This window comes from Pseudomonas sp. yb_5, assembly GCF_043103865.1.
Classification (GTDB): domain Bacteria; phylum Pseudomonadota; class Gammaproteobacteria; order Pseudomonadales; family Pseudomonadaceae; genus Aquipseudomonas; species Aquipseudomonas putida_Y.
The window spans coordinates 1-25452 of sequence record NZ_JBICKE010000125.1 but is presented as its reverse complement, the minus strand read 5'-3'; the positions used below and the strand labels follow the sequence as shown (position 1 = coordinate 25452).

At 60.0% G+C, this 25452-nt stretch carries 23 protein-coding genes, 1 tRNA gene and 5 pseudogenes; 10 read left to right on the top strand and 19 right to left on the bottom strand.

Annotated features, from left to right (window positions below; genetic code table 11):
• Positions 1-42: 42 nt before the first annotated feature.
• The 6 genes from ACF8GF_RS22360 to ACF8GF_RS22335 form a co-directional block, all read right to left on the bottom strand.
• The gene (locus ACF8GF_RS22360) at positions 43-1044 is read right to left on the bottom strand and encodes a glycosyl transferase family protein (RefSeq protein WP_392488504.1); all 1002 of its coding nucleotides are present in this window, start codon (positions 1042-1044) and stop codon (positions 43-45) included.
• A complete protein-coding gene (locus ACF8GF_RS22355) occupies positions 1041-1376 on the bottom strand; it encodes a TusE/DsrC/DsvC family sulfur relay protein (protein ID WP_010954804.1) in 336 nt (111 codons plus the stop codon). Before ACF8GF_RS22355 ends, ACF8GF_RS22360 begins: the two co-directional genes overlap by 4 nt.
• Positions 1373-1669: a sulfurtransferase complex subunit TusB gene (gene tusB, locus ACF8GF_RS22350; protein ID WP_392488503.1), complete on the bottom strand. Its 297-nt coding sequence runs from the start codon at positions 1667-1669 to the stop codon at positions 1373-1375. The genes ACF8GF_RS22355 and tusB overlap by 4 nt, the downstream gene beginning before the upstream one ends.
• Complete coding sequence (gene tusC / locus ACF8GF_RS22345) at positions 1669-2028, bottom strand: sulfurtransferase complex subunit TusC (protein WP_176682287.1); 360 nt, start codon at positions 2026-2028, stop codon at positions 1669-1671. Before tusC ends, tusB begins: the two co-directional genes overlap by 1 nt.
• 1 nt (position 2029) lies before the next feature.
• Entirely contained in the window at positions 2030-2422 is a 393-nt protein-coding gene (gene tusD / locus ACF8GF_RS22340; protein WP_176682288.1) for a sulfurtransferase complex subunit TusD, read from the bottom strand.
• A 95-nt stretch (positions 2423-2517) separates the two neighbouring features.
• Positions 2518-3897, bottom strand: coding sequence for a nucleobase:cation symporter-2 family protein (locus ACF8GF_RS22335; protein ID WP_003251186.1), 1380 nt, complete (start codon positions 3895-3897; stop codon positions 2518-2520).
• Here ACF8GF_RS22335 and ACF8GF_RS22330 point away from each other — a divergent pair.
• Entirely contained in the window at positions 3888-4040 is a 153-nt protein-coding gene (locus ACF8GF_RS22330) for a hypothetical protein (RefSeq protein ID WP_176682289.1), read from the top strand. The genes ACF8GF_RS22335 and ACF8GF_RS22330 overlap by 10 nt on opposite strands.
• A gap of 193 nt (positions 4041-4233) precedes the next feature.
• Here ACF8GF_RS22330 and ACF8GF_RS22325 read toward each other — a convergent pair whose 3' ends face one another.
• Complete coding sequence (locus ACF8GF_RS22325; protein ID WP_176682290.1) at positions 4234-4905, bottom strand: Bax inhibitor-1/YccA family protein; 672 nt, start codon at positions 4903-4905, stop codon at positions 4234-4236.
• A 133-nt stretch (positions 4906-5038) separates the two neighbouring features.
• On the opposite strand from ACF8GF_RS22325, the gene ACF8GF_RS22320 reads away from it, so the two are divergent.
• A tRNA-Ser gene (locus tag ACF8GF_RS22320) sits at positions 5039-5126 on the top strand.
• A gap of 110 nt (positions 5127-5236) precedes the next feature.
• Here ACF8GF_RS22320 and ACF8GF_RS22315 read toward each other — a convergent pair.
• Complete coding sequence (locus ACF8GF_RS22315) at positions 5237-5635, bottom strand: hypothetical protein (protein WP_176682291.1); 399 nt, start codon at positions 5633-5635, stop codon at positions 5237-5239.
• On the opposite strand from ACF8GF_RS22315, the pseudogene ACF8GF_RS22310 reads away from it, so the two are divergent.
• A pseudogene (locus ACF8GF_RS22310) lies at positions 5615-6666 on the top strand (DUF4113 domain-containing protein). The gene ACF8GF_RS22315 and the pseudogene ACF8GF_RS22310 overlap by 21 nt on opposite strands.
• Positions 6667-7066: 400 nt before the next feature.
• Here ACF8GF_RS22310 and ACF8GF_RS22305 read toward each other — a convergent pair.
• The 7 genes and pseudogenes from ACF8GF_RS22305 to ACF8GF_RS22275 all read right to left on the bottom strand — a co-directional run bounded on the left by ACF8GF_RS22305 (position 7067) and on the right by ACF8GF_RS22275 (position 14688).
• A complete protein-coding gene (locus ACF8GF_RS22305; RefSeq protein ID WP_176682292.1) occupies positions 7067-7648 on the bottom strand; it encodes a TetR/AcrR family transcriptional regulator in 582 nt (193 codons plus the stop codon).
• A 1-nt stretch (position 7649) separates the two neighbouring features.
• Positions 7650-8933, bottom strand: a complete 1284-nt coding sequence (fabF, locus tag ACF8GF_RS22300) for a beta-ketoacyl-ACP synthase II (RefSeq protein WP_176682293.1) — start codon at positions 8931-8933, stop codon at positions 7650-7652.
• Between the two features lie 28 nt (positions 8934-8961).
• Positions 8962-9318: a hypothetical protein gene (locus tag ACF8GF_RS22295; RefSeq protein WP_392488522.1), complete on the bottom strand. Its 357-nt coding sequence runs from the start codon at positions 9316-9318 to the stop codon at positions 8962-8964.
• Positions 9319-9367: 49 nt separating this feature from the next.
• A pseudogene (locus ACF8GF_RS22290) lies at positions 9368-9766 on the bottom strand (SDR family NAD(P)-dependent oxidoreductase); the annotation flags it as partial.
• A 31-nt stretch (positions 9767-9797) separates the two neighbouring features.
• Positions 9798-12887: an efflux RND transporter permease subunit gene (locus ACF8GF_RS22285; RefSeq protein ID WP_392488502.1), complete on the bottom strand. Its 3090-nt coding sequence runs from the start codon at positions 12885-12887 to the stop codon at positions 9798-9800.
• Positions 12884-13999: an efflux RND transporter periplasmic adaptor subunit gene (locus ACF8GF_RS22280; RefSeq protein WP_176682295.1), complete on the bottom strand. Its 1116-nt coding sequence runs from the start codon at positions 13997-13999 to the stop codon at positions 12884-12886. The genes ACF8GF_RS22285 and ACF8GF_RS22280 overlap by 4 nt, the downstream gene beginning before the upstream one ends.
• 71 nt (positions 14000-14070) lie before the next feature.
• A complete protein-coding gene (locus ACF8GF_RS22275; protein WP_392488501.1) occupies positions 14071-14688 on the bottom strand; it encodes a TetR/AcrR family transcriptional regulator in 618 nt (205 codons plus the stop codon).
• Positions 14689-14791: 103 nt separating this feature from the next.
• On the opposite strand from ACF8GF_RS22275, the pseudogene ACF8GF_RS22270 reads away from it, so the two are divergent.
• Positions 14792-15592 (top strand): annotated as a pseudogene (locus tag ACF8GF_RS22270) (TolC family protein).
• Positions 15593-15872: 280 nt separating this feature from the next.
• Here ACF8GF_RS22270 and ACF8GF_RS22265 read toward each other — a convergent pair.
• The 3 genes from ACF8GF_RS22265 to ACF8GF_RS22255 form a co-directional block, all read right to left on the bottom strand.
• Positions 15873-16790, bottom strand: a complete 918-nt coding sequence (locus tag ACF8GF_RS22265) for an oxidoreductase (protein ID WP_392488500.1) — start codon at positions 16788-16790, stop codon at positions 15873-15875.
• Between the two features lie 48 nt (positions 16791-16838).
• Positions 16839-17408: a TetR/AcrR family transcriptional regulator gene (locus ACF8GF_RS22260; RefSeq protein WP_176682299.1), complete on the bottom strand. Its 570-nt coding sequence runs from the start codon at positions 17406-17408 to the stop codon at positions 16839-16841.
• 271 nt (positions 17409-17679) lie between these two features.
• On the bottom strand, positions 17680-18438 hold the full coding sequence (locus ACF8GF_RS22255; protein WP_176682300.1) for an SDR family NAD(P)-dependent oxidoreductase: 759 nt from the start codon (positions 18436-18438) through the stop codon (positions 17680-17682).
• 164 nt (positions 18439-18602) lie between these two features.
• Here ACF8GF_RS22255 and ACF8GF_RS22250 point away from each other — a divergent pair, with 164 nt between their 5' ends.
• The 3 genes and pseudogenes from ACF8GF_RS22250 to ACF8GF_RS22240 all read left to right on the top strand — a co-directional run bounded on the left by ACF8GF_RS22250 (position 18603) and on the right by ACF8GF_RS22240 (position 21527).
• Positions 18603-19502, top strand: coding sequence for an AraC family transcriptional regulator (locus tag ACF8GF_RS22250; RefSeq protein WP_176682301.1), 900 nt, complete (start codon positions 18603-18605; stop codon positions 19500-19502).
• Positions 19503-19714: 212 nt separating this feature from the next.
• Positions 19715-20760 (top strand): annotated as a pseudogene (locus tag ACF8GF_RS22245) (transposase); the annotation flags it as partial.
• A 185-nt stretch (positions 20761-20945) separates the two neighbouring features.
• The gene (locus ACF8GF_RS22240) at positions 20946-21527 is read left to right on the top strand and encodes an MliC family protein (protein ID WP_209967020.1); all 582 of its coding nucleotides are present in this window, start codon (positions 20946-20948) and stop codon (positions 21525-21527) included.
• A 203-nt stretch (positions 21528-21730) separates the two neighbouring features.
• On the opposite strand, the pseudogene ACF8GF_RS22235 reads toward ACF8GF_RS22240, so the two are convergent.
• Positions 21731-22015 (bottom strand): annotated as a pseudogene (locus tag ACF8GF_RS22235) (transposase); the annotation flags it as partial.
• Between the two features lie 50 nt (positions 22016-22065).
• Between ACF8GF_RS22235 and ACF8GF_RS22230 the strand changes: the two are divergent.
• The 3 genes from ACF8GF_RS22230 (at position 22066) to ACF8GF_RS22220 (ending at position 24729) form a co-directional block, all read left to right on the top strand.
• Positions 22066-23220: an NAD(P)/FAD-dependent oxidoreductase gene (locus ACF8GF_RS22230; RefSeq protein ID WP_176682302.1), complete on the top strand. Its 1155-nt coding sequence runs from the start codon at positions 22066-22068 to the stop codon at positions 23218-23220.
• 37 nt (positions 23221-23257) lie between these two features.
• Positions 23258-23611, top strand: a complete 354-nt coding sequence (locus ACF8GF_RS22225; RefSeq protein WP_176682303.1) for a RidA family protein — start codon at positions 23258-23260, stop codon at positions 23609-23611.
• A gap of 665 nt (positions 23612-24276) precedes the next feature.
• Positions 24277-24729 (top strand): PACE efflux transporter, encoded by a 453-nt coding sequence (locus ACF8GF_RS22220; protein WP_176682304.1) that lies wholly within the window; start codon positions 24277-24279, stop codon positions 24727-24729.
• The last annotated feature ends 723 nt before the right edge of the window (positions 24730-25452 follow it).

Here is a 25452-nt window from a genome sequence, read left to right as displayed (position 1 = left end):
TCGTTCGAAGAAATAGCGCAAAGATCGGGGTTCTATTATCGGCTAAATCGATCTATCTCGAGTGTCCCAGTAGCCTTGCGCTGTTACGAACGCCTGCTCACGGTGCTGTCCCAGACCACGCAGGGCCAGGGCCATGGTCGCGATCAGGGCCTTTTCGCCATAACTGTCTTCTACTTCGCCACGCCAGAACGCCAGCAAGTGCTGGGCCTGCAAGCTGGGCGGCTTGACATGGCGGCGTTCGCTCAGCGCTGGCCATTCTTCATCCCACGCTTCACCTGCCGTGGTGCCGTAGAGATGGCTGATGACATCGGGGTTGACCTCGATTTCGCCGCCATCCCCCTTGATCACCACGGCATGGTCGCCCAGCAGGCGGCTGGCCTCGCGGTGCACTGCCTGGTAACCAGGGTGAAAGATGCTCTGCAGTCCACAGCGAGCGCCCAGCGGGTTGAGCACCCGAGCCAGCGAATGGATGGGCGAGCGCAGGCCCAGGGTGTTGCGCAGGTCGATCATGCGTTGCAGCTGCGGCGCCCAGTCGTGCAGCGGGAAGAATGCCAGCTGGTGCTGGTCCAGCGCCTTGCCGACGGCGGCCCAGTCGCGGCACAGCGGAATCTGCAGCAGGCCGAGCAGTTGCTCTGTGTACATACGCCCGGCAGTGTGTGCGCCGCCGCCGTGCATCAAGATGCGCACGCCATTGTTGGCCAGGCACTTGGCCGCCAGCAGGTACCAGGGCAGGTGACGCTTCTTGCCGGCGTAAGTGGGCCAGTCCAGGTCAACGGTGATGCGCGGCGCCTGCAGGTGGGCGCGCAGGGCCTCGGTGAAGCCTGCCAGCTCTTCGGCGCTTTCTTCCTTGTGCCGCAGCAGCATGAGGAAGGCACCGAGCTGGGTGTCTTCGACCTTGCCTTCCAGCAGCAGGGTCATGGCTGCGCGGGCCTCTTCGCGGGTCAGCCCACGCGCGCCGCGCTTGCCTTTGCCGAGAATGCGCACGAATTCGGCGAACGGGTGTTCGGCGGGGGTTTCCAGAGTGAGCGGACGAGGTTCGGTCATATGCAGTTGGTCGGCTTGGGCAGGCCCGCCAGCTTGGCGGCAAGTTTGGCGGGGGTGCCGTTGAACAGGCGGTTCAGGTGCGGGCTGTTGCCCTTTTCAGGGCCCAGCTTGAGGGCCGTGTACTTGATCAGCGGGCGCGTGGCCGGAGACAGCTGGTATTCCTGGTAGAACTGACGGAGCAGTTCGAGGATTTCCCAGTGGTCTGCCGTCAACGGGATACCTTCGCGCTTGGCCAGCGCCTCGGCGGCGTCGTGGGACCAATCTTGCAGGTCGACCAGGAAGCCATCCTTGTCCAGGGCGATCACCTGATCGCCAACGGTGAGCGTATTCATAGCCAGCTGTTGACCTTGTCGTATTGCAGCGACAGTTCGACGAACCCGGCGTAGTCCACGGCCTTTGCCAGGTCGTTGCCGACCGCGCGGGCCTGTACATCCTCGTCCAGGGCGAACAGGCGCTGGGCCAGGCCGGCGGCTTGCAAATGGCCGTGCGGCTCGCTGCCGCTGCGCAGGGCATACACGGCATCGCCGCACAGCAGCAGGGCATCTCCGGCACCGAGCAGGCGCAGGCAACTGGCCAGGCGCTCGTCACCAAACGGGGAATGGGCAATTACATGCAGGGTCTTCATCAGAGCGTTATCACCTGGTCGAAACGGGCTATCAGCGCGGCCAGCGCTGCGTCATCGAGCACTTGCACCGGCAGCGCCAGGGTATGGGCTGCCAGGCCACGACGGGCCAGGCTGTGGTTGCAGGCGAACAGCTCTTCGACACCGAACATCGGCAGCGCCTGCAGGTTGGCAGCCAGGTTCTTCTGTTGCACGGCGGCGGGTTGCTGGTCCGGCGCGAGCTGGAACACACCATCGTCGAGGAACAGCATGCCCAACGGCAGGTCGAACGCGCCGCCGGCCAGGGCGATGTCCAGCGCCTCGCGGGCAGAGGGGCCATTCCACGGTGCCTGACGGCTGATGATCAACAAGGACTTGGCCATATCAGTCGCCTCCGAAGCAGACAAGGCGATCGGCCACTTGCGCGGCCTCGTGCAGTTGGCCCAGCCCCGACAGTTCCCAGGGCTTGGGCAGGTTCACGGCCGGGCGCTGGTAGCGGTTGGCCTCGGCTTCGTCGAGCACGCCACGGCGCAGGGCGGCGGCGATACACACCACGGCGTCCAACTGATGGGTCTGTATGAATGTGCGCCACTGGCCAGCCACGTCCAGTTCGTCCTGGGGAGCGACCACGTTGGCCGAGGCACTGTGTACCCCGTCCTGATAGAAGAACAGCCGGGCAATCTCATGCCCGCCGGCCAGCACTGCCTCGGCGAAACGCAGGGCGCGCCGCGAAGAGGGCACGTGGGCCGGGGAGAACACCGCGATAGCGAATTTCATGGCTAACTCATGCAAAGGAATGGTGCCATGATAAAGCAAAAAAGCCCGCGCTCGCTTGTGCAAGCGGGCGCGGGCTACTCATTCAGTCTCAAGGTTCAAGCCTGCTCCTTGCCCTCCGGCAAGAACCAGTTCAGCACCAGCGCACAAATCCCCCCGGTAGCCACACCCGACTCCAGCACATTGCGAATCGCCGCTGGCATGTGCGCCAGGAATTCCGGCACCTGTGCCACACCCAGGCCCAGTGCCAACGACACGGCGATGATCAGCAGGGCACGACGGTCCAGCCGAGTGCTGGCCAGAATATTGATCCCCGACGCCGCAACCGCGCCAAACATGACCATCGCCGCGCCGCCCAGCACTGGCTCCGGCACAGCCTGAATCACCCCGGCAACACTCGGGAACAGCCCCAGCAACACCAGCATCACGGCAATCCACATACCGATATGGCGGCTGGCGATACCGGTCAGCTGAATCACCCCGTTGTTCTGGGCAAAGATCGAGCTAGGGAAGGTGTTGAACAGACCGGCCAGCAGTGAGTTGGCGCCGTTGACCAGCACGCCCCCCTTGATCCGCTGCATCCACACCGGCCCTTCGACCGGCTGGCGCGACACCTTGCTGGTGGCGGTAACGTCACCGATGGCTTCCAGCGAAGTGACCAGGTAAATCACCAGCATTGGAATGAACAGCGCCCACGAGAAGCCCAAGCCAAAGTGCAGTGGTGTCGGCACCTGGAACAGCGCGGCCTCGTGCATGCCGGTAAAGTCCAGACGGCCCAGGAATCCGGCCAGCGCATAGCCGACCGCGAGGGCGATGACGATGGCGCAGCTGCGCATCCACACCACCGGGATACGGTTGAGAACGACGATGATCGCCAGTACCACGCCGGACATCAGCAGGTTTTCGCCATTGGCAAAGGTGCCATTGGCCATGGCCCCAAAACCACCGCCCATGCTGATCAGGCCGACCTTGATCAGCGTCAGGCCGATCATCAACACCACGATGCCAGTCACTAGCGGGGTGATCAGGCGTTTGACGAAGGGCAGGATGCGCGACACGCCCATCTCGACGAACGAGCCTGCGATTACTACGCCAAAAATGGCTGCCATTACGCCCTCTACCGGCGTGCCTTGCTTGACCATCAGCGCACCACCGGCAATCAGCGGGCCGACGAAGTTGAAGCTGGTGCCCTGAACGATCAGCAGCCCCGCGCCAAATGGCCCGAAGCGCTTGCACTGGACGAAGGTGGCGATACCCGAGATCACCAGCGACATTGAAACGATCAAATTGGTATCACGTGCAGATACACCCAACGCCTGGCAGATCAGCAGGCCAGGGGTGACGATCGGCACGATGATCGCCAGCAAGTGCTGCAGGGCTGCCAGCAGGCCGATCAACAGCCGTGGCTTGTCCTCCAGACCAAGCACCAGTTCATTGGCAGGCGCCGCTGCGCCTGGGCTGTGTTCGTGTGAGCTCATTGCTGAAAGCTGCCCCGGAAGAAAAAAGGAGCGCATTCTACGGGGTGATGATGGATAGCGGTAGAGAAAAGCAGGATGTCGGCATGATCGACGACCATTTGCCTGCTTATCTGACTTTTTGGTCAGTTATTGCGATTGGCTGAGGGGGGCAGGTGCAGTTACAGGCATATCTCGCTTGAAACTGATGTGGAGCGGGCTTGCTCGCGATGCGCCGCGTGGGCGGCGCTCGATCTATCAGGCGCTGAACCTGTTCCGATGAACGTCCCGCAGCCCAACCCATTTCCAGCGCCTACAAAAAAGCCCGCCGAAGCGGGCTTCTTGCGGCACGGCAATCTATCAGTCATCACGACCCATGAGGCCGAACAACTGCAGCAGGCTGACAAACAGGTTGTAGATCGACACATACAGGCTGATGGTCGCCATGATGTAGTTGCGCTCGCCACCATGAATGATCGCGCTGGTCTGGAACAGGATGCAGACCGACGAGAACAGCACGAAGCCGGCGCTGATTGCCAGTTGCAGGCCGCTGATCTGGAAGAAGAAGCTGGCAACGACAGCACCCAGCAGGACGAAGAAGCCAGCAGTGATGAAGCCGCTCAGGAAGCTCATGTCCTTGCGGGTGATCAACACATAGGCCGACAGACCACCAAATACCAGCGCGGTCATGGCAAAGGCGGAGCTGACCACCTCGGCGCCACCGGCCATGCCGAGGTAACGGTTGAGGATCGGGCCAAGGATGAAGCCCATGAAACCGGTGAGTGCGAAGGTGGACACCAGGCCCCAGGCCGAATCACGCAGCTTGTTGGTAAGGAAGAACAGCCCGTAGAAGCCGATCAGCACCACGAACACGTTCGGGTAGCCGACGCGCATCTGCTGGGCAACGAAAGCCATGACACCGCTGAAGGCGAGGGTAAGCGCCAGCAGGCTGTATGTGTTGCGCAGGACCTTGCTGATCTCCTGCTGCTCGACCTGCTGGCCGTGGTGGACGGCGTAATCCTGTTCGCGCATGGCGACACTCCTTGGTAAACCTGTGGTTTCGGACGTTCAGATGCTAGGAGTCTATCAGAGCTCCTGCAACCCGCGACACAGAGAGTTTGACAGCGTGTTTCATTAAGGTATTATGGCGGCCGCAAAACGAGCTGGAAGCGTGGCCGAGTGGTTTAAGGCAACGGTCTTGAAAACCGTCGATGGGCAACTATCCTAGAGTTCGAATCTCTACGCTTCCGCCATATTCAAAGCCCTGATTATTCAGGGCTTTTTGCGTTTCTGGGGCATAGAAAATCTACCCATGGGAGCACCCTTGGGGATGGTTTATTTCGGAAGCGCTTCCGATACTTCCTTACCTGGTAGGCTTTGCCAAGGCACCGACTCGGCGATAAACCCGCTCGGTTATGTCGCCCTTGGTGTGGCCTAGAAGTACGCTGGCGTGGTCGACATCGACGATTTCGGACGCAGCGCTTGGTCGGATGTCGCGGAACTGGAATTGGCTGATACGACCAGCCAGCACTTGGTCTCCGGCGGCTACGGTTTCCTTCACTGCTTCCTCCCGGGCGTCGTCCCAACGATGGCGTAGCATGGCTGCCGTAACACGTTTTGCCTTCTCGGTCAGCAGCAGGTAAGGCGATCCGTGCTGCGCGTTGCGCGCCAGTATCTTTCGGATCAAGGCGCCAAGGCCGCTTTCAACCCCATCCACCTCAAGCATGATCCTCAGCTTCTTTTGGAGCTTCTTCTGTTTCACGCCGAGGGCCTTGAGCGTGTCATGTCGCAGATCGAGTCGATGGTGCCTGCCACCGAGATCTACAGCATCGGCGAGTGCTTCGCTTATCTGTCCGGTATTCAGGAAAACCTGACCCAATTCGGGCGAAAGCTGAGGTCCAGGATCATCCAGTGCACCGGCATACCTGTGGGGGGCGGGATCGCCGGGACAAAAAACTTGGCCAAGCTGGCCAATCACACGGCCAAGCGCCTGCAGGCCCAGACCGGCGGCGTGGTCGATATCACCGATCCGTTCAAGCGGGATTGGGTGCTGCGCAACACCGAAGTGAAAGCGGTGTGGGGCGTTGCCCGGCGGATGACTGCCCACCTTGAAGCGATGGGCATTCACACGGCGATGGATCTGGCCAAGGCTGATGCCAGGGCTCTGCGACGGCAGTTTAGTGTGGTGATAGAGAAGACTGCCCGCGAACTGGCTTGAACGCCTTGCCTGGAGCTGGACGAGGCCGAGCCCCCGAAGCAGGAAATCTGCTGCATCCGGATGTTCGGCAAGCGCCTGACCGAGTTGGCACCGATCAAGCAGGCAGTGGCCACCTACGTTGGTCACGCAGCAGAAAAGCTCCGTGCCCGGGGATCGGTTTGCAAGCGCATGCGCGTCAGCATCCACACCGGTATGTTCAACCCCGACTAGGCCCATCACGCCCAAGGGGCGTTGGTAGCGCTGCCGTACCCAACCTGCGCACGCTGCTGATGACCAGGTTGGCTACCGACGCGGTTGGCCGGATCTTCAGGCATGGGTTTCGATACAGCAAGGCTGAGGTGCTGTTAATGGATCTGCGGCAGCCAGGCGAATTCACAGAGGATTTGTTCGCGCTCAAGCAGCCGGTGGTATGTGACCGACTGATGCAGGTGATGGATGACATGAATGAGCGCTGGGGCAGGGGGACAATGCGGGCCGTCAGCGTGCTGGCGAATACGGGCTGGGGCATGAGGAGGGAGATGATCAGCCATTCCTTTACGACGCGGATCGATCAGCTGTGGACGGTGAAATGTTGAGCGTTCCAGCACCGTGGCTTGCTGAACTAAATGACGAGGTCGCTTTGGTGACGGATCCAGATGGGCGCACGGCAGTGCTCAGCGCCATGGCTTATGCCGCGCTCAGGCGGGGAGATGTCGGTGACGGCGACCTAGTGGACATGCTGGAGCTGGCTTGGGTCGATAGCCGTCACTGGCTGCCATGTGCTTCCGCCCCATTAGCCGTTGTTTGCACAAGGCGGCTCAAGCGACCTCCTCATGCTCGATCAGCGCCCATAGCCTGGTAGACTAAGCGCCTGTTGCGAGCAGCAGCAATCGGCCATGAGCGGACGCTCCAACCAATGTCAAAATGAGCTAATACCGCAAGTAGAGCGACAAAATAAAGTTCGTCTTCGCTCTGAGCACTAATAGCGACCGTGCTTTAGGCACGTCTAAATGGCCTTTGTGTAGGCTTGAGCGAACATTCGACAGCCGCATCTAGCCGCTCTTTGCTAACTACCAGGGGGCTGTTGCAGTCTAGGCTGCCAACCGCCGGCAGAAGGAACTGTTTAGCTGCTTGTTCGGGCTCTGGGCAGCGAGCCCAGCGGGACAGGGCCTTTGTCAGGTAGCGCTGATATGGCAGAAAGCGCTGCCGCCAGCGCTTATGTGCAACCCGGTTCGAACGCAGCACCATTTGAGTGAGCGCGTGATAGGCCGTGTTTTGGTGCTGTAGCAGTAGCTCATGTGCGGCTTTTTCCAGGTAGGCGCGCAGTCCTCCTCGCGCCTGGATTGGCAGTCTCGGCTCCGGCAATTGCTCCAACCAGTATTCGATCGCTGCGCTGTAGAGCTGTGCCTTGTCGCCAAAATGGGCATAGAGAGTTGCCTTGGTCATGCCAGCCGAATCGGCCGTGGCCTGCATGCTGGCATGGTCGAAGCCGAACACCATGAAAACCTCGCTTGCGGCGAGCAGCATCGCTTGCCGACACCTGTCCCGGCGCAAGTCCTTGGCGGTTGGCTGGTTCATATCAGGCCTTCCAGCACCTGAACAACAGGCTGGCATTGACGCCGCCAAATCCGAAGCCATTCGACAGCGCGTAATGCAGGGGCATTTGCCGGGCATTCAGGGCGACCAGGTCGAGGCCTGCGGCGGTCTCATCGGGAGCGGTGAGGTTGAGCGTCGGCGGGACGACCTGATCACGCAGGGCCAGTGCGGTGAAGATGGCTTCGACGCCACCGGCAGCGCCAAGCAGATGCCCGGTGCTGGATTTGGTCGAGGTGATCGCTACGCCCGATCCACCGCCGAACACGGAGCGGATGGCCGCCAGCTCGCCACGGTCGCCCACTGGCGTTGAGGTGGCGTGGGCGTTGATATGTTGCACGTCACTGGGAGCGATGCCGGCCTGGCGCAACGCCAGTTGCATGGCGCGGCGGGCACCGTCTCCATCTTCAGGTCCGGCGGTAAGGTGGTAGGCGTCGGCACTGGTGCCGTAGCCGACCAGCTCGGCCAGCGGTTGCGCGCCCCGTGCCAGGGCATGTTCCAGCGACTCGATCACCAGCATCCCTGCGCCTTCGGCCATGACGAAACCGTCGCGGTCGCAATCGAATGGGCGCGATGCTTCGTGAGGGCGATCATTGTAGCCACTGGATAGCGCGCGCGCGGCGGCGAAGCTGCCGAGCGTGACGCGATCAATGGCAGCTTCGGTGCCGCCGCACAAGGCAATATCGGCCTCACCGTTACGAATCAGCCGGGCTGCGTCGCCGATGGCCTGCGCGCCGGCGGCGCAAGCGGTCACCGGCGCTCCGAGCGGCCCTTTGAATCCATGTCGGATGGAGACCTGGCCGGCCGCCATGTTGGCCAGGAACGACGGTGCGGTGAAAGGGGACAGGCGCCGTGGGCCGCGTTGATCGGTGATCCGCACGGCCTCTGCAATGGCGCCGAAGCCGCCGACTCCTGACGCAATGATGGTCGCAGTGCGCTGGCGCTGCGCATCGTCCGTCGGCCGCCAGCCGGCCTGTGCCAGGGCTTCCTCGGCAGCGACCAGGGCGAACTCGATGAAGCGATCCATCTTCTTGCGTTCCTTGGCGGGAATGTACCGCTCGGGATCGAAGCCGGCCAGGGGATCGTCGGCAATGCCGGGCACCTGCCCGCCAACCGCGCTGCCGGTGCCTTCGCTCAGCTCAACTGGCAACGTACGGATGCCCGAGTGGCCAGCCAGCAGGCGCGTCCATACTGTCTCGCTGCCACAACCCAGAGGGCTGACGATGCCCAGGCCGGTAACGACGATTCGTGTGCAGTGTTCTCTGTGCATGGTGTTGTCTCGTACGTGAAGGGGGAAATCAGCCGAGGCCGAAAGTCTTGCGCAGGCCCGAGTCGACTGGGCCCGCCGGCATAAAGCGGCGCAGGCGTCTGAGCAAAGTGGCCTCGCCTTTAGGGGTATGGCGCATTTTCCACGTGCTCAGGGCGGCCTCGACGATTGTCGCGGCGACCGCATCGGGTAAAGGCGCCTTCTGCACATTCATTTGGATGGCCTGGGAGACGGTTGCCCGCTCGCTGTCGTAGGCAGGGATGCGCAGGGCGGCCCGTGGCGCGTTGAGGTCGAGGCTGGTCTTGGTGAACGAAGGCTCGACCAACGCGACGCGAATGCCGAAGCGCCGCACCTCGTGATCCAGGGTTTCGCCCCCCCCCCACGGCATGTTTGGAGGCCGAGTACAGACCCATGTAGGGCGCTGGCAGGAAACCGAGCACCGAACTAACGTTGACGATGCGCCCGCTGCCTTGCTGGCGCATCTGCGGCAGTACCACCTGGGTGATGCGCAGGACGCCGAAGACGTTGGTATCGAACAGCGCCTGGGCCTCGTCGATGGCGGTTTCTTCTGTCGCACCGATCAGTGTGGTGCCTGCATTGTTGATCAGTGCGTCGATGCGTCCGGCTTCCGCGATCACATGTTCGATACCCTGGCGTATCGAGGTTTCATCACGGACATCCAGGTGGATCAGCTCGACACCCGGGATGGCCTGCGATTTGGTCGGGTTGCGCACGCTGCCGAACACGCGGCAGCCGCGTCGGGCGAGCTGTTCGGCCGCCGTGCGACCGATGCCTGATGACACGCCGGTTATGACGACCACTGGAGGAATGGGCATGGCAGTTACTCTCGATCAGGGAGGGGGCTGTTCATGCAGGTTGTGCCTGCGCGACTGGCTCGTGGGGGATGGGGCGGATGCCGAACCAGATGGCGTACATGGCCGGCAGGAACACCAGGGTCAGCACGGTGCCGGCGAAGGTGCCGCCGATCAGGGTGTAGGCGAGTGTTCCCCAGAACACGGAATGCGTAAGTGGGATGAACGCCAGGATCGCCGCCAGCGCGGTGAGAATCACCGGCCGGGCACGCTGCACGGTGGCCTCGACCACGGCGCGGAACGGATCGAGACCGATCTGCTCGTTGTGGCGGATCTGCCCAATCAGGATCAGCGTGTTGCGCATGAGGATGCCGGACAGCGCGATCAGCCCGACCAGCGCGTTGATGCCAAACGGCTGCTGGAACAGGATCAGCGTCGGCACCACGCCGATCAGCCCCAGCGGGCTGGTGAGAAAGACCATGATCATCGCAGCGATCGAACGCACCTGCAGGATGATGATGATCAGCGTGACGGCCAGCATGATCGGGAACAGCGGCAGCATGGCCTTGCTGGCTTTGCCCGATTCCTCGATGGAGCCCGCCTGCGCGATGCGGTAGCCGCTCGGCAGTCGTTCGATGAGCGGTTGCAACTGCTGGCTGATAGCGGTCGAAACGTCGGGCGGCTGCAGGCCTTCGGCGATGTCGCCGCGCACGGTGAGGGTGGGTACGCGATCACGCCAACGCATGATCGGCTCTTCCATGCGTACCTCCACTTCGCCCACCTGCGACAGCGGAATGCGCTGGCCGTTGGCGCCGGCTAGGGTGAAGTCCATCACCCGCGCCGGGTCGAAGCGAATATCGCCGGCTGCACGGGCCATCACCTGCACCGTGCGGATGTCTTCGCGTACGGCGGTGACGGGTACGCCGCTGAGCAAAAACTGCAGTTGCTGCGCGACGGCACTTGAGCTCAGTCCCACCGCCTGCAGGCGATCCTGTTGCAGGTTGAAGTGCAACGTGGGGACGCGGGTGCCCCAGTCGGTATTGACCGTGCGCATCCGCGGGCTGGCCTCCATCACTTGGCGCACCTCGCTGGCGATCTCGCGCAAGCGTTGCGGATCTGGGCCACTGACCCGGTAGGCCACTGGATACGGCGAGTAGGGGCCGAACACCAATTGACTGACGCGCACCTGTGCCTCGTTGGCCAGCCCCTCGGCAATCGCCTTGCGCAGGCGATGTTTCAGAGCTTCGCGCTCATCCGGGTTGTCGGTGCGTACGACAATTTTGGCGAACGATGGGTCCGGTAGTTCCGGGCTCATGGCCATGAAGAAGCGCGGTGCGCCCTGGCCGATGTACGCCGTGACGATCTTCGCCTCTGTCTGCTGGGCCAGCCAGGCTTCGACTTTTTCCGCAGCGGCGCTGGTCTGGAGGATCGAGGTGCCATAAGGCATCTGTACCTCGACCATGACTTCGGGGCGGTCGGAGATAGGGAAGAACTGTTTCTTGACCAACGCCATGCCGAGCACGGCCGCCATGAACAGCCCGACCACTGAGCCTGCGACCAACCACTTGTGGGCGATCACCCTACCCAGAATCCGACGAAAGCGGTTATAGCGCGGAGTGTCGTAGATGGCGTCGTGACCGCCCTCGACCTTCTTGATCGCGGGCAGCAGCTTGACGCCGAAGTACGGCGTGAAGATCACCGCGACCAGCCAGGAAGCGATCAGCGCGATGCCGACGATCCAGAACATGTTGCTGGTGTATTCGCCGGCCGTGGAGCGGGCGAAGCCGTTGGGCATGAAGCCGACGGCGGTAACCAGGGTGCCGGAGAGCATCGGCGCCGCTGTGTGGCTCCAGGCATAGGCGGAGGCTCGCACGCGGTCGTAGCCTTCCTCCATCTTCACCACCATCATCTCGATGGCGATGATCGCATCGTCCACCAGCAGGCCAAGGGCGAGGATCAGCGAGCCTAGGGTGATGCGGTCGAAGTTCTTGCCAGTAGCGGCCATCACCACGAAGACCATCGCCAGGGTCAGCGGCACTGCCACCGCGACCACGACGCCGACGCGCCAACCCATGCTGACGAAGCACACCAACATCACGACCAACAGCGCCACGAAGAACTTGATCATGAACTCGTCGACGGACGCGCTGATGTTGACGGCCTGGTCGGTGACCTTGCTCAGGCTCATGCCCAGCGGCAGTTCAGCGTTGATCTGCTGCACTTCATCGTTCAAGGCCTTGCCCAGATCGAGTCCGTTCCAGCCTTCACGCATGATGATGCCGAGCAACAGGGCCGGCTCTCCGCCGTTGCGAATCAGGAAGGTGGCCGGGTCTTCGTAGCCGCGCTTGACCGTGGCGACATCGGAAAGCTTCAAGGTGCGGCCTTGGGCGATGATCGGGGTGTCGCGGATCTTCTGCAGCTCATCGAAGGCACCATCCAGACGCAGGAACACGGCCGGGCCGCGGGTTTCCACGGAGCCGGCTGGGGTCAGGGCGTTCTGCCCATTGAGCGCGGCGAACACGTCCTGCGGGCTAATGCCCAGGGTGGCCAGGCGCTCGTGGGAGAACTCGACGAAGATGCGTTCGGCCTGCTCGCCGATGATGTTGACCTTCTTCACGCCAGGTACATGCAGCAGGCGCTGACGCAGGGTCTCGGCGTCGCGCACCAGGTGGCGATGCGGCTCGCCCCTGGCCTTGAGCGCGAACAGGGCGAAGGTCACGTCCGAATACTCGTCGTTGACCAGCGGGCCGATCACCCCGGCAGGCAGTGTCTTGGCCTCGTCGCTGATTTTCTTGCGCGCCTGGTAGAACTCCTCGGGCACCTCCGAGGGCGGTGTGGTGTCGAGCAGCGACAGGGTGGTGAAGGCCAGGCCCGGGCGTGTGTAGGTTTCGCTGCGGTCGTACCAGCGCAGTTCCTGCAGGCGCTTCTCGATCTTCTCGGCAACCTGATCCTGCATTTCCTGGGCGGTGGCGCCCGGCCAGGCGGTGACGATGGTCATGACCTTGATGGTGAAGGCCGGGTCTTCTGCCCGCCCCAGCTTGAAGAAGGCGACCAGCCCCGCCAGGGAGATCAGGCAGACCAGGAACAGGGTGACGGAGCGCTCGCGTACGGCGAGTGCGGAGAGGTTGAAACGACTTTCGCTCATGGCTGGCCTTCCTCGGTTGCCGCCACGGTGGCCGGCTCGGCCAGGCGAACGGCTTGGCCGTCGCGCAGCAGGTGAGCGCCCAGAGCGACAATCCTGTCGCCCGCCTTGATCGCGCCGCTGATGCGTGCGTTCTCGTCATCCAGCGTCTGAACGCTGACGGGCGTCCACGCCACCTGCGCCGGCTCTCCGCGAATCATCCAGATGCCAGGCCCGTTGCCTGCGTCGTACAGCGCGGCGATGGGCACCTGCACTGCGCTTGGTGAAGCGGTTTGCAGGTTGCTGATTTGCACGGTGATGGTGGTGCCCAGCGGCGCATCGGCCAGCTCGCCTTCGAGCACGTAGCGCGCCTCGAAGGTGCGGGTCTGGAGGTCGGCTACATCCGACAACTGGCGCAGCTGGGTGGTGACGCTGACGTCTTGCCTGCCAAAGAGCCTGGCCTGGGCGCTCGAGCCAATTGCTGGACGCAGGGTTTCCGGCAGTTGCACCAGGGCTTCGCGTGGGCCGGCATGTGCAAGCCGCACTACGCTCTGGCCGGCGCTGACCACCTGGCCTGGCTCGGCCAGGGTTTCCATGACGATGCCGTCAGCATCGGCGAGCAACTCGGCATAGCGGGTGGCGTTACCGGCAACTTTGGCTTGGGCCTCTGCTGCACTCAGTTGCGCGCGAGCCGAATCCGCTGCCGCCTTGTACTGGTCGTAAGCGGACGCGGAAACGGCACCAGTGCTGCGTAGAGCGCGGTAACGAGCCTCGTCATCGCTGGCCTGCTGGGCCCGTGCCCGCGCTGCGGCCACCGCCTCGCGCTGGGCATGGGCGGCGAGTTGCAGATCGATAGGATCAAGGCGCAAAAGCACCTGGCCACGCTTGACGGTTTGGCCGGTATCGACCAGGCGCTGCAACACTTTGCCGGACACGCGGAAACCCAGGTCGCTCTGCACCCTGGCCGCGACGATGCCTGTGAAGGCGCGCGATGTTGCGGTTGCCGACTGGATGGTGGTGACGCGGACCAGTGGCGCGTCAGTGCGGGGATCGGGGGGCGTCTGGTCGCTACAGGCGACCAGCACGAACGGCATCACGCCGACCAGAGTGGACAGAAGAAGGTTGCGCCGGCGCATGAGGAACCCGTTGCGAAGTCGTAGGGAGCCTCACTTTGATTCTTGTGACTAATTTAGTCAATGGTCACAAATCAGGGTGACAGACTGCGCAACACCAGGTTGGACAGCAGGGCCGGCGCTTCATCGGTGGTTTCGAGCCCGTACTGGAGCAGCAGCGGGTTGAAATAGGGGCGCATGATCAGGTGGATCGCGCGGGTGGTTTCGTCCAGGGGCGTCTTGCGTTCGAAGTCGCCGCTCTGCCGGCCCTGCTGCAGGATCTCGCGAAGGGTCTGCTCGATGAAACCTTCGTAGAGCAGGGTTGCCGGCCAGCGCCCGGAGGCGGCGGAGGTGGCGATGTCGTAGAGTTTGCGATCCTGGAAGAACAGCCGCAGGCTGGCTTCCACCAGCGCCTTGAGCATGCGCCGCAGCTTCTCCGGCGGGCTGTCCACCTCATCGATGGCAGCATTCACCTCGGTCTGTATCTGCTGCAGGCAGTTCGAGCAGATCATCTCGCCGATGGCCTGCTTGGACTCGAAGAACTTGTAGATATAGGCCTTGGAAAAACCGATGGCCTTGGCCAGGTCGGAAACCGTGGTCTTCTCGTAGCCATACAGGCGGAAGTGCTCGGTCGCCGCTGCCACGATCTGATCGCGCACCTCGTGATCCACCGGACCACGTGCTGCAACTTTGGGGGAGGGGGTCTTGTTCATGGGGGGATAGCCTACAGAGCGGCAGGGTGATGGACAACAAGTGACCAAAATGCATTATGGTCACTGAGTTTGTAAATTCCCCTTTGCCCTGGAAGAAAATCCAATGCCGTCAAAGCGCACCCTCGTTGTACTGATCAGTACCAGCCTGGTGGCAGGTTGCGCGGTTGGCCCCGACTATCAGTGTCCCGAGATTTCACTGTCTGAGCGCTTTCTGGGACAGGATGCCGTCGAGCAGCGGCCTGTGAGTTCTACGGGCGATTTGATCGATTGGTGGACGGGCTTTGGCGACCCGCAACTGACTCGCTTGGTAACGCTCGCACTTCAGCAGAACCTGGATCTGGCCCAGGCCGAAGCACGTATCGCCCAAGCCCGCGCCAGCCTGGGGGCGGCCAATGCGGCGTTGTTGCCGTCCGGCTCCGTCAGCGGCCAGGCAGCACGCGCCTACCAATCGGTGGAGACGCCGTTGGGCCAGGTACTCGATTCCACACCAGGGTTGAGTGGTGTGTTGGGGCTGCGTTGGCGCCTATTCGACTTCGGCCGCATCGATGCCCAGATCGACTTGGCCAAAGGGCAGGAAGCCGAGCAACTGTCGGCCTACCGCCTCGCCGCGCTGCGTGCCACCGAGGGCGTGGAAAATGCCTTCTCGGCACTGGTCAAGCGTGAGCTGCAGGCCCGTGTGCTGGAGCAGGGCGTGGACTCGCTCAGCCGCGCGCGGCAGGCTTCTTTCGAGGCCTACCAGTAGGGCGTCGTCAGCCTGATCGAAGTGTTGCAGGCCGATGAAAACTTGTTGCGTGCCACCGATGCCCGAGCCCAGGCGCGAACCGAGTCGGCCCGGGCTGGCGTTGCGGCATTCAAAGCGTTGGGTGGTGGCTGGAAGGCGCACGACGCACTTGCGGCCAAGTGATTGCCGAGCAGCGCCTGGGCTTTACCAGTTGGTTGCTTTGTCGCCATGAGCGCCCGTTCGCATGCTTTGGCCTCTGCTGGTGGTCGTGCCAACCGTCGGCGATCAGGTCATACAACTTAATCGCTTCTTTGTCCGTTTCAACTCAGTTGCGTGATGATCCAGCCTCTCTGTTTGGTGAAATCCTTAACGCGGCAGCAGGGCGGCTGTGCACAAAGCAATGCAGGGTTGTACCGCAGCCTAGGGCCAGCAGATGGAGGTAGCCACTGGCTCGGCGGTTTGCTCAGATTGCCGGCAATCCCGGGTCTATTCCGGTCATAGCAATGGATACGTCCCAAAGTCGTTTGGCAAGCAACGGGTCTTCAGCCTGCGGCGCGCGTTTGGCCTCACCTGCAACGCCTCTGATCCTGCCAAATCCTGTTGGACCGTAATAACCACCCGGTGTGACGTCACCCGTTGCGGCGAGTAATGCCGGCCAGGCGCCTTTATCCGCACTATTTAGGAGGAGGCCCACGATCGGCAATGCCAACTGGGCCAGTCCCATGTGCCGACCCAGGCTGGTGCTTGCTACGCCAGGGTGAACGCCAACAGCCGTAATACGGGAGTGGCTTGCGCGCAAGCGACGGTCTAATTCGAAGAAAAATAGTGCATTGGCCAGCTTGCTGGCACCGTAGCGTTGTCCCTTGGAATAGCTGTGTTCGGCATTGAGGTCGTCCCAGTCTATCTTCGCCTTTCGGTGCGCGATGCTTGAGGTGACGACAATGCGTGATCCCTGTGTCTCAGCCAGCTTTGGCAATAGCAGGGAGGTGAGTGCGAACCCCCCCAGATGGTTGATTCCAAATTGGGACTCAAACCCTTGACTGGTCCGCGTCAACGGCGGGGTCATGATGCCGGCGTTGTTGATGAGTGCATCAATGCGCGGTTCGCCTGAGGCGGTGACTGCGGCTGCGCGCACGGCTTGGATGTCGCCCAGATCCAGTGGTAGCCAGGCAAGATTGGCGTTTGGCGTCAGCCGTTTGATGCACCTGATGGCTTCTTCAGTTCTCTCCTTTGCCCGACATCCCAACAGGACGCGGGCGCCCCGTGCGGCTAATACTCTGGCTACCTCGAAGCCTATCCCTGCATTGGCGCCGGTAACGATGAAGCATTTGCCTGATTGTTCAGGGACATCTGTTTCTGTGAAACCGTGGTGACGTTGCATACCTACCTCTGAATTGAGTGATTACATGCTCATTTATTTAGCAAAAAATTAAGCTGTAGATCCTTTCCAAAACAGCTCAAAGGCTGCGAGTCCAATGGACTCCCGTTCGCTTGGCTTTGCGGCAATGGCATTGATCGTAATATCTGCCAAATCGAACAGGATCGTATCGATATAGAAGGCGATACGGTCAGATGCAGCATGCCCAGCCAGGCACTGCTCCACGATCAAGCGAGGCTCCCGGAACAGGGCGTTACAGCGATTTCGGCTTTCGCTGGTCACGCGCTCAGATACTTTCAGCTGGATCAACGTCTTGCGCGATGCAGCATGGTTCAACCCCCACTCGAGCAAACGACTCCAAACGATGAACAGTCGCTCTCGTGAAGAGGCATTCTCCGGATAGGGGGCTGACATTGTCGCCGCAAGTTTGGTCTCAATCTCAATGAACAACTGGTTCAGCAAATCATCCTTGGTAGGAAAATAGGTGAACAGGGTGCCCTCTGAAACCCCCGCCGCCTTGGCGATCCTGGCGGTAGGAGCACTGATCCCTACTTGGGCAATGAGGTCGGATGCTGCGCTGAGCAAGGCATCACGCTTTGCCTCACTTAAAGGGCGTGCCACAAGCAAGAACTCCTAAATGAGTGAGTGGTTGCTCAACTATATTGGAGTGCGTATGGAGAGTTCAAGCACTGGACAGCGCATTGCAGTTCGCCATGCTTGCAGAGCACGGCGTCCGCTTCGCTGGGCTGGTCTACGCAGCAGCCGGGGCACCAGGAGCCAGCAGGCATTGGCTGCTGGCTCCTAGTGCCCGAGTCAAGCGATAGGTCATCACCACGCAGAGAACATGACGGCGTTCTAGCGTTCCGTCAGAGGGAACTGTGCCTGCCAAGCTTCAGAGCAATTGCCCACCCGAAATGTCGAAGGTTGTGCCGTTCGCCCACGCCATGTCATCGGACAGAATAGCGGCTACCGCAGCGCCAATATCGTCTGGCAGACCGACACGCCCAAGTGCGATGCCTTGCGCCACGTAGGCGTTTATATCTTTGTTATCGCGTACTGCGCCACCGCCGAAGTCGGTCTCGATGGCTCCAGGGGCAATTGCATTCACCCGGATCTGGCGCGAGCCAAGCTCTATGGCCATGTAACGGGTCATCACTTCGAGTGCAGCCTTAACTGCCGCGTAAACGCTGTAGCCCGGCAGAGTAAAGCGCACAAACCCGGACGATACGTTCAGGATACGACCGCCGTCTTGCATCAGCGGCAACAGCTTTTGGGTCAGGAATACAGGGCCTCGAAAATGCGTGGCAACCAGCGAGGCGAATTGTTCTTCAGTCGCGTCGACGAAGTTTGCAAAGAGCCCGTTGCCAGCATTGTTGATGAGAAAGTCGAAGCGCTCACGATCGAAAACGTGCTTTAGCGTGTTACTCAATACGTCGGAAAAAGTCTGATAGTTGGCGGTATCGGTTAAGTCGAGCGCTAGCATTGTGGCCTTGCCGCCCAGTATTTCGATTTCTTGCTTCAACGTCTCGGCTTCCGCCATGCCGCTGCGATAGGTTCCGATGACATGGATTCCGCGTTTGGCGAGGTGAAGCGCCATGTTGCGGCCAAGGCCACGGCTGGCGCCAGTGATGAGTGCGATCTGATTGGTCATGAGTTTTCTCTGCTATCTGCTAGGTTAGGCACGCCTCACGGCGCACTCTGGACCTGCCCAAGATAGGTAATGACCGGGTTGCAGCCCACGCCCAATAGACTCAATTCCTTGCCTGATTGTCTCATACAAATTGCGCGCTGCTGATACGTTGGCATAATTGGCCGATGAACAAAGACCTAGCGCCGCATCTCGATATAGCTCTGCGCCATGCGCCTCCGGGGTTGACTGCCACCTGCATTCCGCGTGTGGATATCTGCGTGGGGCAAGGCTCCACAGGCAAGGCGCCATGCCTGTATCGCTCAATGATCTGCTTCATCCTGCAAGGCTCGAAGCGCATTGCGCTCAACGATAACCTACTGAGGTACGGCAGCGAGCACTATCTCATCAGCGCTCTGGATCTGCCTTTGGTTGGGCAGATTTTTGATGCGCCAGAAGGGCAGCCCTATGTCGCGGTATCGCTAGTGCTCGATCCCGCCATTCTGACGGAGTTGGCGGCGACCATCGCGCCGGTGCGCGAGAACGAACAGAGGGGCATCGGTATCACGATAAATCCGATGACCGCACCGCTGCGTGACACATTACTACGTCTGTTGTCGTTGCTCGACACGCCTGACGATATAGCGGTTCTCGGCCCCATGGTCGAACGTGAGTTGCTCTATCGTCTCCTCCAGGGGCCCCAGGGACGACTGCTGCGACAGATTGCCCAACCTGAGGGGGCACTGGGTAGCATCCGGCGAGCGGTTGCCTGGATCAGGGACAACTACACGACGCGACTGCGCATCGAGCAGTTATGCGCGGCGAGCGGTATGAGCCGGGCAAGCCTGCATCGTCATTTCCTGTCACTGACGGGGCTCAGTCCTATCCAGTACCAGAAGCAGCTTAGACTGCAGGAGGCTCGCCATCTTCTGCTGGCCGGCGAGTATCGTGCTGCCGATGTGGCGTTCGCCGTCGGCTATGAAAGCGCGTCACAGTTCAGCCGTGAGTATCTCCGCCAATTCGGCGCACCACCCGCCCGCGACGTACGCGAGATACGGCAGGCGATTGGCGCCAAGAGAAGGGTATGAGCGGAGAGTAACTTAGCTGTGAATGAAAGTTGATCTTGGCCGTTTTCAGGACGTTATCGGCTCGGCTCCATGAGCGACCAAAGCTGCAGGTTCACAAGGCCTACTTTTGGCCGATAGCTGTCTTACGCGAGGGGCAGCGATGGGTCCAGGCTGTGTGAAAAGACCGGCGGTTGTCTAACCTTCTGATCGTCGGGATCGTGGCGGGGACGATCATGAAGTGGTTCATTGAGGGTGAGGCTCGGACGCAAGTCACGCTGCTGCCGGAGTGCCTGGAAGATTACATAACCGAAGAAATCCCAGTTCGGGTGATCGACGTTTTCGTCGATGAACTCGAACTGGGAGTACTGGGGTTCGAGGGTGTTGATTCGGCTGTAACGGGGCGTCCGGCCTGCCATCCAGCAGTCCTGCTGAAAATCTACATCTATGGATACCTCAACCGGATTCAGTCCAGCCGCCGGCTTGAGCGCGAGGCAGAGCGCAATGTCGAGCAGATGTGGCTAACGGGCCGGTTGGCTCCCGACTTCAAAACGATTGCCGACTTTCGTCGAGACAACGGTAAAGCCAGTCGCAGCGTCTGCCGGCAATTCGTAGTGCTTTGCCGTAACCTCAATCACTTAACCCAGTCGATCATCGCCATTGACGGCAGCAAATTCAAAGCCGTGAATAACGGCTGAGCGAAAAAATAGAAAAGCTGAAACAGCAGATGATGAAGCTCAAGGACATTGAAGCGCAGCTTCACGCCAGCCCAGATCAGCAAATCGCTCTTACCGATCCTGATGCACGCTCAATGGCCACGAGCGGCCGAGGTACTGGCACGGTTGGCTACAACGTACAAACAGCAGTCGATGACAAACACCATTTGATCATTGCCCATGAAGTCACCAATGTTGGAAATGACCGAACGCAGCTGAGCAATATGGCGAACCAGGCACGCGAACAGATCGGCGCTGAGTCGCTGACAGTGGTAGCCGACCGAGGCTATTACAAAGGTCCGGAAATCCTTGCTTGGGAGCAGGCCGGGATCACCACTTTTGTACCGAAGCCGCTGACATCAAGCAGCAAAGCGGAAGGCCGATTCGGCAAGCAGGACTTCATCTACATCGCTGCATCGGCTGAATACCGATGCCCTGCGGATCAACTACTGACCCGCAGGCATTCTTCGGTGGAAGACGACATGTTGCTGCACTCCTACTGGTTCTCTGGCTGCCAGAGTTGTTCCATGCAGAAGCAGTGTACGACGGGTAAGGAACGCCGGTTAGCTTCTTTCGCTACTCGACCTACTTACTTGCGTTTTCACACAGCCTGGACCCAAAGTGGCCCTTCGCAAAGTACCGCGATCGGCCAACGGCAGTAATGAGCCGCCGAGGAAAGCTAGGCCAGCCTCCACGTTATTCAAAAGAGTTAGACTGAGCCCAGTATTTTTAATCGCTAATGGTGGTTCCCATGAAACACTGGCTTCCTCTGCTGCTCACTCTGCCTCTGTCGCACACCCAAGCTGCGGGACCTGCCTTCAACTGCACTCAGGTCGTGGCCGGCAGCATCGAACAACAAATCTGCCAGAGCGAGTCGCTCTCGGCACTAGACCGGCAAATGGCCGAGGTCTATACGGCCGCGCAGCAGAAGGCCGGCAATGAACATCCGCCGGTGCTCAAGGCCGAGCAACGGGGCTGGATCAAGGGCCGCAACGATTGCTGGAAAAGCGCGGACCAGCCTACCTGCATCGCCGACAGCTATCGCCTGCGCATCGCCGAACTGCAGGCGCGCTACCGGCTGGTCGAGGCCAACGGCCCGGTGTTCTACCAGTGTGACGGCAACCCGGCCAAGGAAGTGGTTGCCAGCTTCTTCCGCACCGAGCCGCCCACGGCCATCGTCGAGTTCGGTGACCGCAGTTCGCTGATGTACCTAGAACAGACGGCAAGCGGCGCGCGCTACCAGGGACAAAATGAGAGTTTATGGGAGCACCATGGCGAGGCCATCGTAGTGTGGGGCTATCAGGGGCCGGAAATGCGCTGTACAGCGCGTTGAAAGCCATCTGGAGGGAGCCTATGCACCGATTTCTATCACACAGCCTGCTGACCAGCAGTCTGGTGCTGTCGTAAACCACCCAGGCCGCCAACAATGCGGAGGCGGAACTACGCCGACTGCAGGATGAAACCCGAGAGAACCCGCGAAGCCAGTCGCAATTTCTGTGGTGTTTCGCAAGTAACGCTCATATTTTTCGGCCTAGCAGCCTCGGCTGCACGGCCGACGCTCGCCAAGATGTGATCGGCCTTTCGATGCCAGCGAAAGGGGCGGCGGTTGGCGTTATGAGTGGACAGGTAGTACTCAATAGACTCCTCTAGATCTTTCACGCTGGTATGTGCCTGGCGCTTGATCCATTTCTCGCTCAGTGTCGAGAAGACGCGCTCCACCAGATTCAACCAAAATGCCGAAGTAGGCGTGAAATGCACCGGGTAGCGCGGATACGCTGCCAGCCACGCTTTTACTTTGTCAGTCTTGTGTGTCGCGTAGTCGCATGCTCTGTGCGATGCGCAAACAGACGGGGGGCGATTAGTCATTCAAGGTGCTCGAATATGCCCAACTCAAAGCTCTGGTACCCGAGATCGGCCCGCGTGTGGCCGCCGCGACTTCGGCCTGCCAGCATGGTCTGGATGTCGCCCTGCTTGACGAACAAGCCGTCCCGGGTGGGCAGATCGGCGGCCAGAGTCGCACCTTGCGTGCGGCGAAAATCTTGCTGGCCACCGGCGCACAGGAGCGGCCGGTCCCCTTCCCGGGCTGGACCCTACCCGGCGTGATGTTGCTGTTGATTGCCTGGCAACTGCACAAAGCTGGCGGGCCGATCAGCGCAGTGCTGGATACCACGCCGTCAGCCAACTACTTCAAGGCACTGCGCCATGGGGTCGGGGCGCTCCGGGGCTGGCGCATGCTGCTCAAGGGGCTGGGCTATCTACTCTCGCTGCGCAAGGCTGGGATCAAGATGCGCAGCGGGGTGACGCAGCTGCGCGCCTACGCCGACAGCAGCGGCCGCCTGGCGCAAGTGCACTTTCAGCATCAGGGCCGTAGCCAGTTGATTAACTGCCAGTCACTCCTGGTGCATCAGGGCGTGGTGCCCAATGTCCAGTTGACCTGCGTGATGGATGCGCGACATTCATGGCACGAACAACAGCAATGCTGGCATCCGCAGATCGATGCCTGGGGCGAAACTTCGATCAACGGTGTTTTCGTCGCCGGCGACTCAGCGGGGATAGGTGGCGCATTAGCTGCAGAGCACTTCGGGCGCCTGACGGCCTGTCAAGTTGCCTGCCAACTGGGACGCCTCTCCAGCACTGAACGGGACAGGTTGGCACGGCCGGTGCGCCAGACCCTGGGCGGGTTGATGGCTATCAGGCCGTTTCTGGATGTGCTTTACCAACCGGCAGCCGAATTTCTGCGGCCGGCTGATGACACAATCGTCTGTCGTTGCGAGGAGGTCAGTGCCGGCGATATCCGCCGCTTCGTGGGGGGGGGCTGTAGCGGTCCGAATCAGACCAAGGCTTTTAGTCGTGCGGGCATGGGGCTCTGTCAGGGCCGCATGTGTGGCCTTACTTTGGCGCAGATCATTGCCGCCGAGCGCAATGTCGACATCGAGCAAGTGGGGTATTACACCATCCGTGCGCCGATCAAGCTGCTTTCCCTGGGGGAGCTGGCTTCGCTTGTGAGCCGTGGGGGCAAGCAGTAGCCTGTCATTTCAACATGAAACTTCAATAGGAGAAGTGATGAGCATTAGCCGATATGAAACAGCCGCGCGCATGAGCCGAGTCGTGGTTCATAACCAGACTGCCTACTTATGCGGCCAGGTCGCAGAGGACCGTAGCGCCGGCATCGCCGAGCAAACACGCACCATGCTGGCTAAGGTCGATGCGCTGCTGGAGTCGGTCGGCAGCAACCGTGAGCAGTTGCTGTCGGCCACCATCTACCTGAAGGATATGAGCCTGTTTGCCGAAATGAACAGTGTATGGGACAGCTGGGTGCCGTCAGGCTTCGCCCCTGCGCGTGCCTGTGTCGAGGCTAAGATGGCCAGCCCAGAGTTGCTGGTAGAAATCTCGGTGATTGCAGCCATTCCTCAGTAGTTTCATCTGCTGCGCGCTGGCTCTTATTCACTTACTGCCTGCTCAGCTTTCAGAGTAAGACCGCGGCGGACACAGTAAGAAAACCGGTTGACCTGTTATGAGGAGGGGCTGTATTACCAGTCAGCCCCTGTTTCTGTAGACTACTTCGAATGATCTATCCTGGCCGTTAGTTGCCCTTCGTGAAGGGCAACAGTCGGTCTAAATGGGTATTTTTATTATGGTTCAAGTCCTTGCTTAAGTTTTGGAGCATACCTAAGAAGCGAGAGGGAGTCACAGGTTCTATCTTGTAATGATTTATCTGCTGAGCAAGGTTCTAAGCCTGCTCCAGGATTTGGAGTTGCGCTGAAGAATGATGAATGCATGGCGCGAAATAAAATTAATCTAAGTTATAGGGTTTCTCGTTGTGATGCTTAAAGACTCCTTGGAGAAAGTCCGGTTTCGAGCTGGGTGAGTTACTTCTTTCATCATCCTGAAGCGCCATCACAAATTATGAGCATTGATATAACCCCTATTGGCGAGCTTTAAGTGCTTTGACAGTTGCTGGCGGATCTGGTAAAAATGGAGCTTCGAAAGCTTATCTCTCAATCGGCCCGGAAGGCTGATCGATTATCGAAATAATCTAAGATAGGGGGTCCGCCACAAAGTCCATCAAGGAATGTCTGACTATGGCTCTAAAACCTTGGCAGCGTCGTGTTTTTTATGTGAGTTTGTACGAATGTTTCGCGATTGCATTTTCTTCTTTTATATTGGCCTACTTAGCCGGCGGTAAGCCAATTGAATCGACGCCAGTCGCAATATGTATTTCTGTCATCGCCACAACTTGGAATTTCGTCTACAACACCGCATTTGAATACTGGGAGTCTCGACAGCTTATCAAAGCCCGCAGCTTGTTAAGGCGAGCTACCCAGGCGATTGGCTTCGAGGTTGGTTTGATATGCTTCATAATCCCGGTGTACATGTGGTGGTACCAGATTGGCTTCTATAATGCCATTCGAATGGAAATCGCCATTCTGGTGTTTTTCTTAGTCTATTCTTTCTCTTTCAGCTGGTTGTTTGACCGTCTGTTCGGTTTGCCGGTCAGCGCACGTTCGTTAACGGCGAGTTCTACTGAAAATTAGACATGTATGACTATTGGCGAACTCTGAAAGCACAAAAATCGATTCCAAAACTGAAACGGCGACCCTTGGATTTTGCGGCCTGTAGTTGTGCCGTTTCGTCAATGTTTTGGAAGCGATTTTGCCGTGCAGTCCACACAGGGCGTGGATTTGTGCCACGGTCTTGAAACCGTCGATGGGCAACTATCCTAGAGTTCGAATCTCTACGCTTTCGCCATACAAGTACTTGATTTCATTGATGTTCGCAGCCGCTTGACCCTCAAATGGGAGCGTTTTGGGAACACTTTGGGAATGACAGGCAGAAGAAAGGGGCCCTTGCGGCTAATGCCGGTCAGTTAAGCCAAATGGGGCTGCTTTGCAGCCCTTCGCGGGCAAGCCCGCTTCTATCAAACAAAAGATAACCCACTGTTCTTTCTAGCGAAAAAACAGGCGCGCGGGGTAAATGGCGGCGAAGTGTTCACTCTTCTATACGTGGTCACAGCAAGCTGTGCCGACAGGGATTAACGCCGATGCCATTTGGGCCACTCTCTCATTCGGGAGCAAAGCAGCACACCAGTGCGGTCTACGGCCTCTTTCCCGCGCATTGGGAACCATAGCAAAGTATTCGGCGGCTGACCTACCCGGATCAGTCGGCGAATGCTTTTCTAGATCTCGATGTCAGTGCAGATCTGACGTCATGCGCATCCTGTTTGCTGTGCGACAGCGCAGCCCGGAAGGGCTGGGTGA

Bases quoted from the DNA above. Each gene is read 5' to 3' on its own strand.
- ACF8GF_RS22360 (WP_392488504.1), bottom strand. From the start codon at position 1,044: ATGACCGAACCTCGTCCGCTCACTCTGGAAACCCCCGCCGAACACCCG.
- ACF8GF_RS22355 (WP_010954804.1), bottom strand. From the start codon at position 1,376: ATGAATACGCTCACCGTTGGCGATCAGGTGATCGCCCTGGACAAGGAT.
- tusB (WP_392488503.1), bottom strand. From the start codon at position 1,669: ATGAAGACCCTGCATGTAATTGCCCATTCCCCGTTTGGTGACGAGCGC.
- tusC (WP_176682287.1), bottom strand. From the start codon at position 2,028: ATGGCCAAGTCCTTGTTGATCATCAGCCGTCAGGCACCGTGGAATGGC.
- tusD (WP_176682288.1), bottom strand. From the start codon at position 2,422: ATGAAATTCGCTATCGCGGTGTTCTCCCCGGCCCACGTGCCCTCTTCG.
- ACF8GF_RS22335 (WP_003251186.1), bottom strand. From the start codon at position 3,897: ATGAGCTCACACGAACACAGCCCAGGCGCAGCGGCGCCTGCCAATGAA.
- ACF8GF_RS22325 (WP_176682290.1), bottom strand. From the start codon at position 4,905: ATGCGCGAACAGGATTACGCCGTCCACCACGGCCAGCAGGTCGAGCAG.
- ACF8GF_RS22305 (WP_176682292.1), bottom strand. From the start codon at position 7,648: ATGAACCAGCCAACCGCCAAGGACTTGCGCCGGGACAGGTGTCGGCAA.
- fabF (WP_176682293.1), bottom strand. From the start codon at position 8,933: ATGCACAGAGAACACTGCACACGAATCGTCGTTACCGGCCTGGGCATC.
- ACF8GF_RS22295 (WP_392488522.1), bottom strand. From the start codon at position 9,318: ATGCCGTGGGGGGGGGGCGAAACCCTGGATCACGAGGTGCGGCGCTTC.
- ACF8GF_RS22285 (WP_392488502.1), bottom strand. From the start codon at position 12,887: ATGAGCGAAAGTCGTTTCAACCTCTCCGCACTCGCCGTACGCGAGCGC.
- ACF8GF_RS22280 (WP_176682295.1), bottom strand. From the start codon at position 13,999: ATGCGCCGGCGCAACCTTCTTCTGTCCACTCTGGTCGGCGTGATGCCG.
- ACF8GF_RS22275 (WP_392488501.1), bottom strand. From the start codon at position 14,688: ATGAACAAGACCCCCTCCCCCAAAGTTGCAGCACGTGGTCCGGTGGAT.
- ACF8GF_RS22265 (WP_392488500.1), bottom strand. From the start codon at position 16,790: ATGCAACGTCACCACGGTTTCACAGAAACAGATGTCCCTGAACAATCA.
- ACF8GF_RS22255 (WP_176682300.1), bottom strand. From the start codon at position 18,438: ATGACCAATCAGATCGCACTCATCACTGGCGCCAGCCGTGGCCTTGGC.
- ACF8GF_RS22250 (WP_176682301.1), top strand. From the start codon at position 18,603: ATGAACAAAGACCTAGCGCCGCATCTCGATATAGCTCTGCGCCATGCG.
- ACF8GF_RS22240 (WP_209967020.1), top strand. From the start codon at position 20,946: ATGAAACACTGGCTTCCTCTGCTGCTCACTCTGCCTCTGTCGCACACC.
- ACF8GF_RS22225 (WP_176682303.1), top strand. From the start codon at position 23,258: ATGAGCATTAGCCGATATGAAACAGCCGCGCGCATGAGCCGAGTCGTG.
- ACF8GF_RS22220 (WP_176682304.1), top strand. From the start codon at position 24,277: ATGGCTCTAAAACCTTGGCAGCGTCGTGTTTTTTATGTGAGTTTGTAC.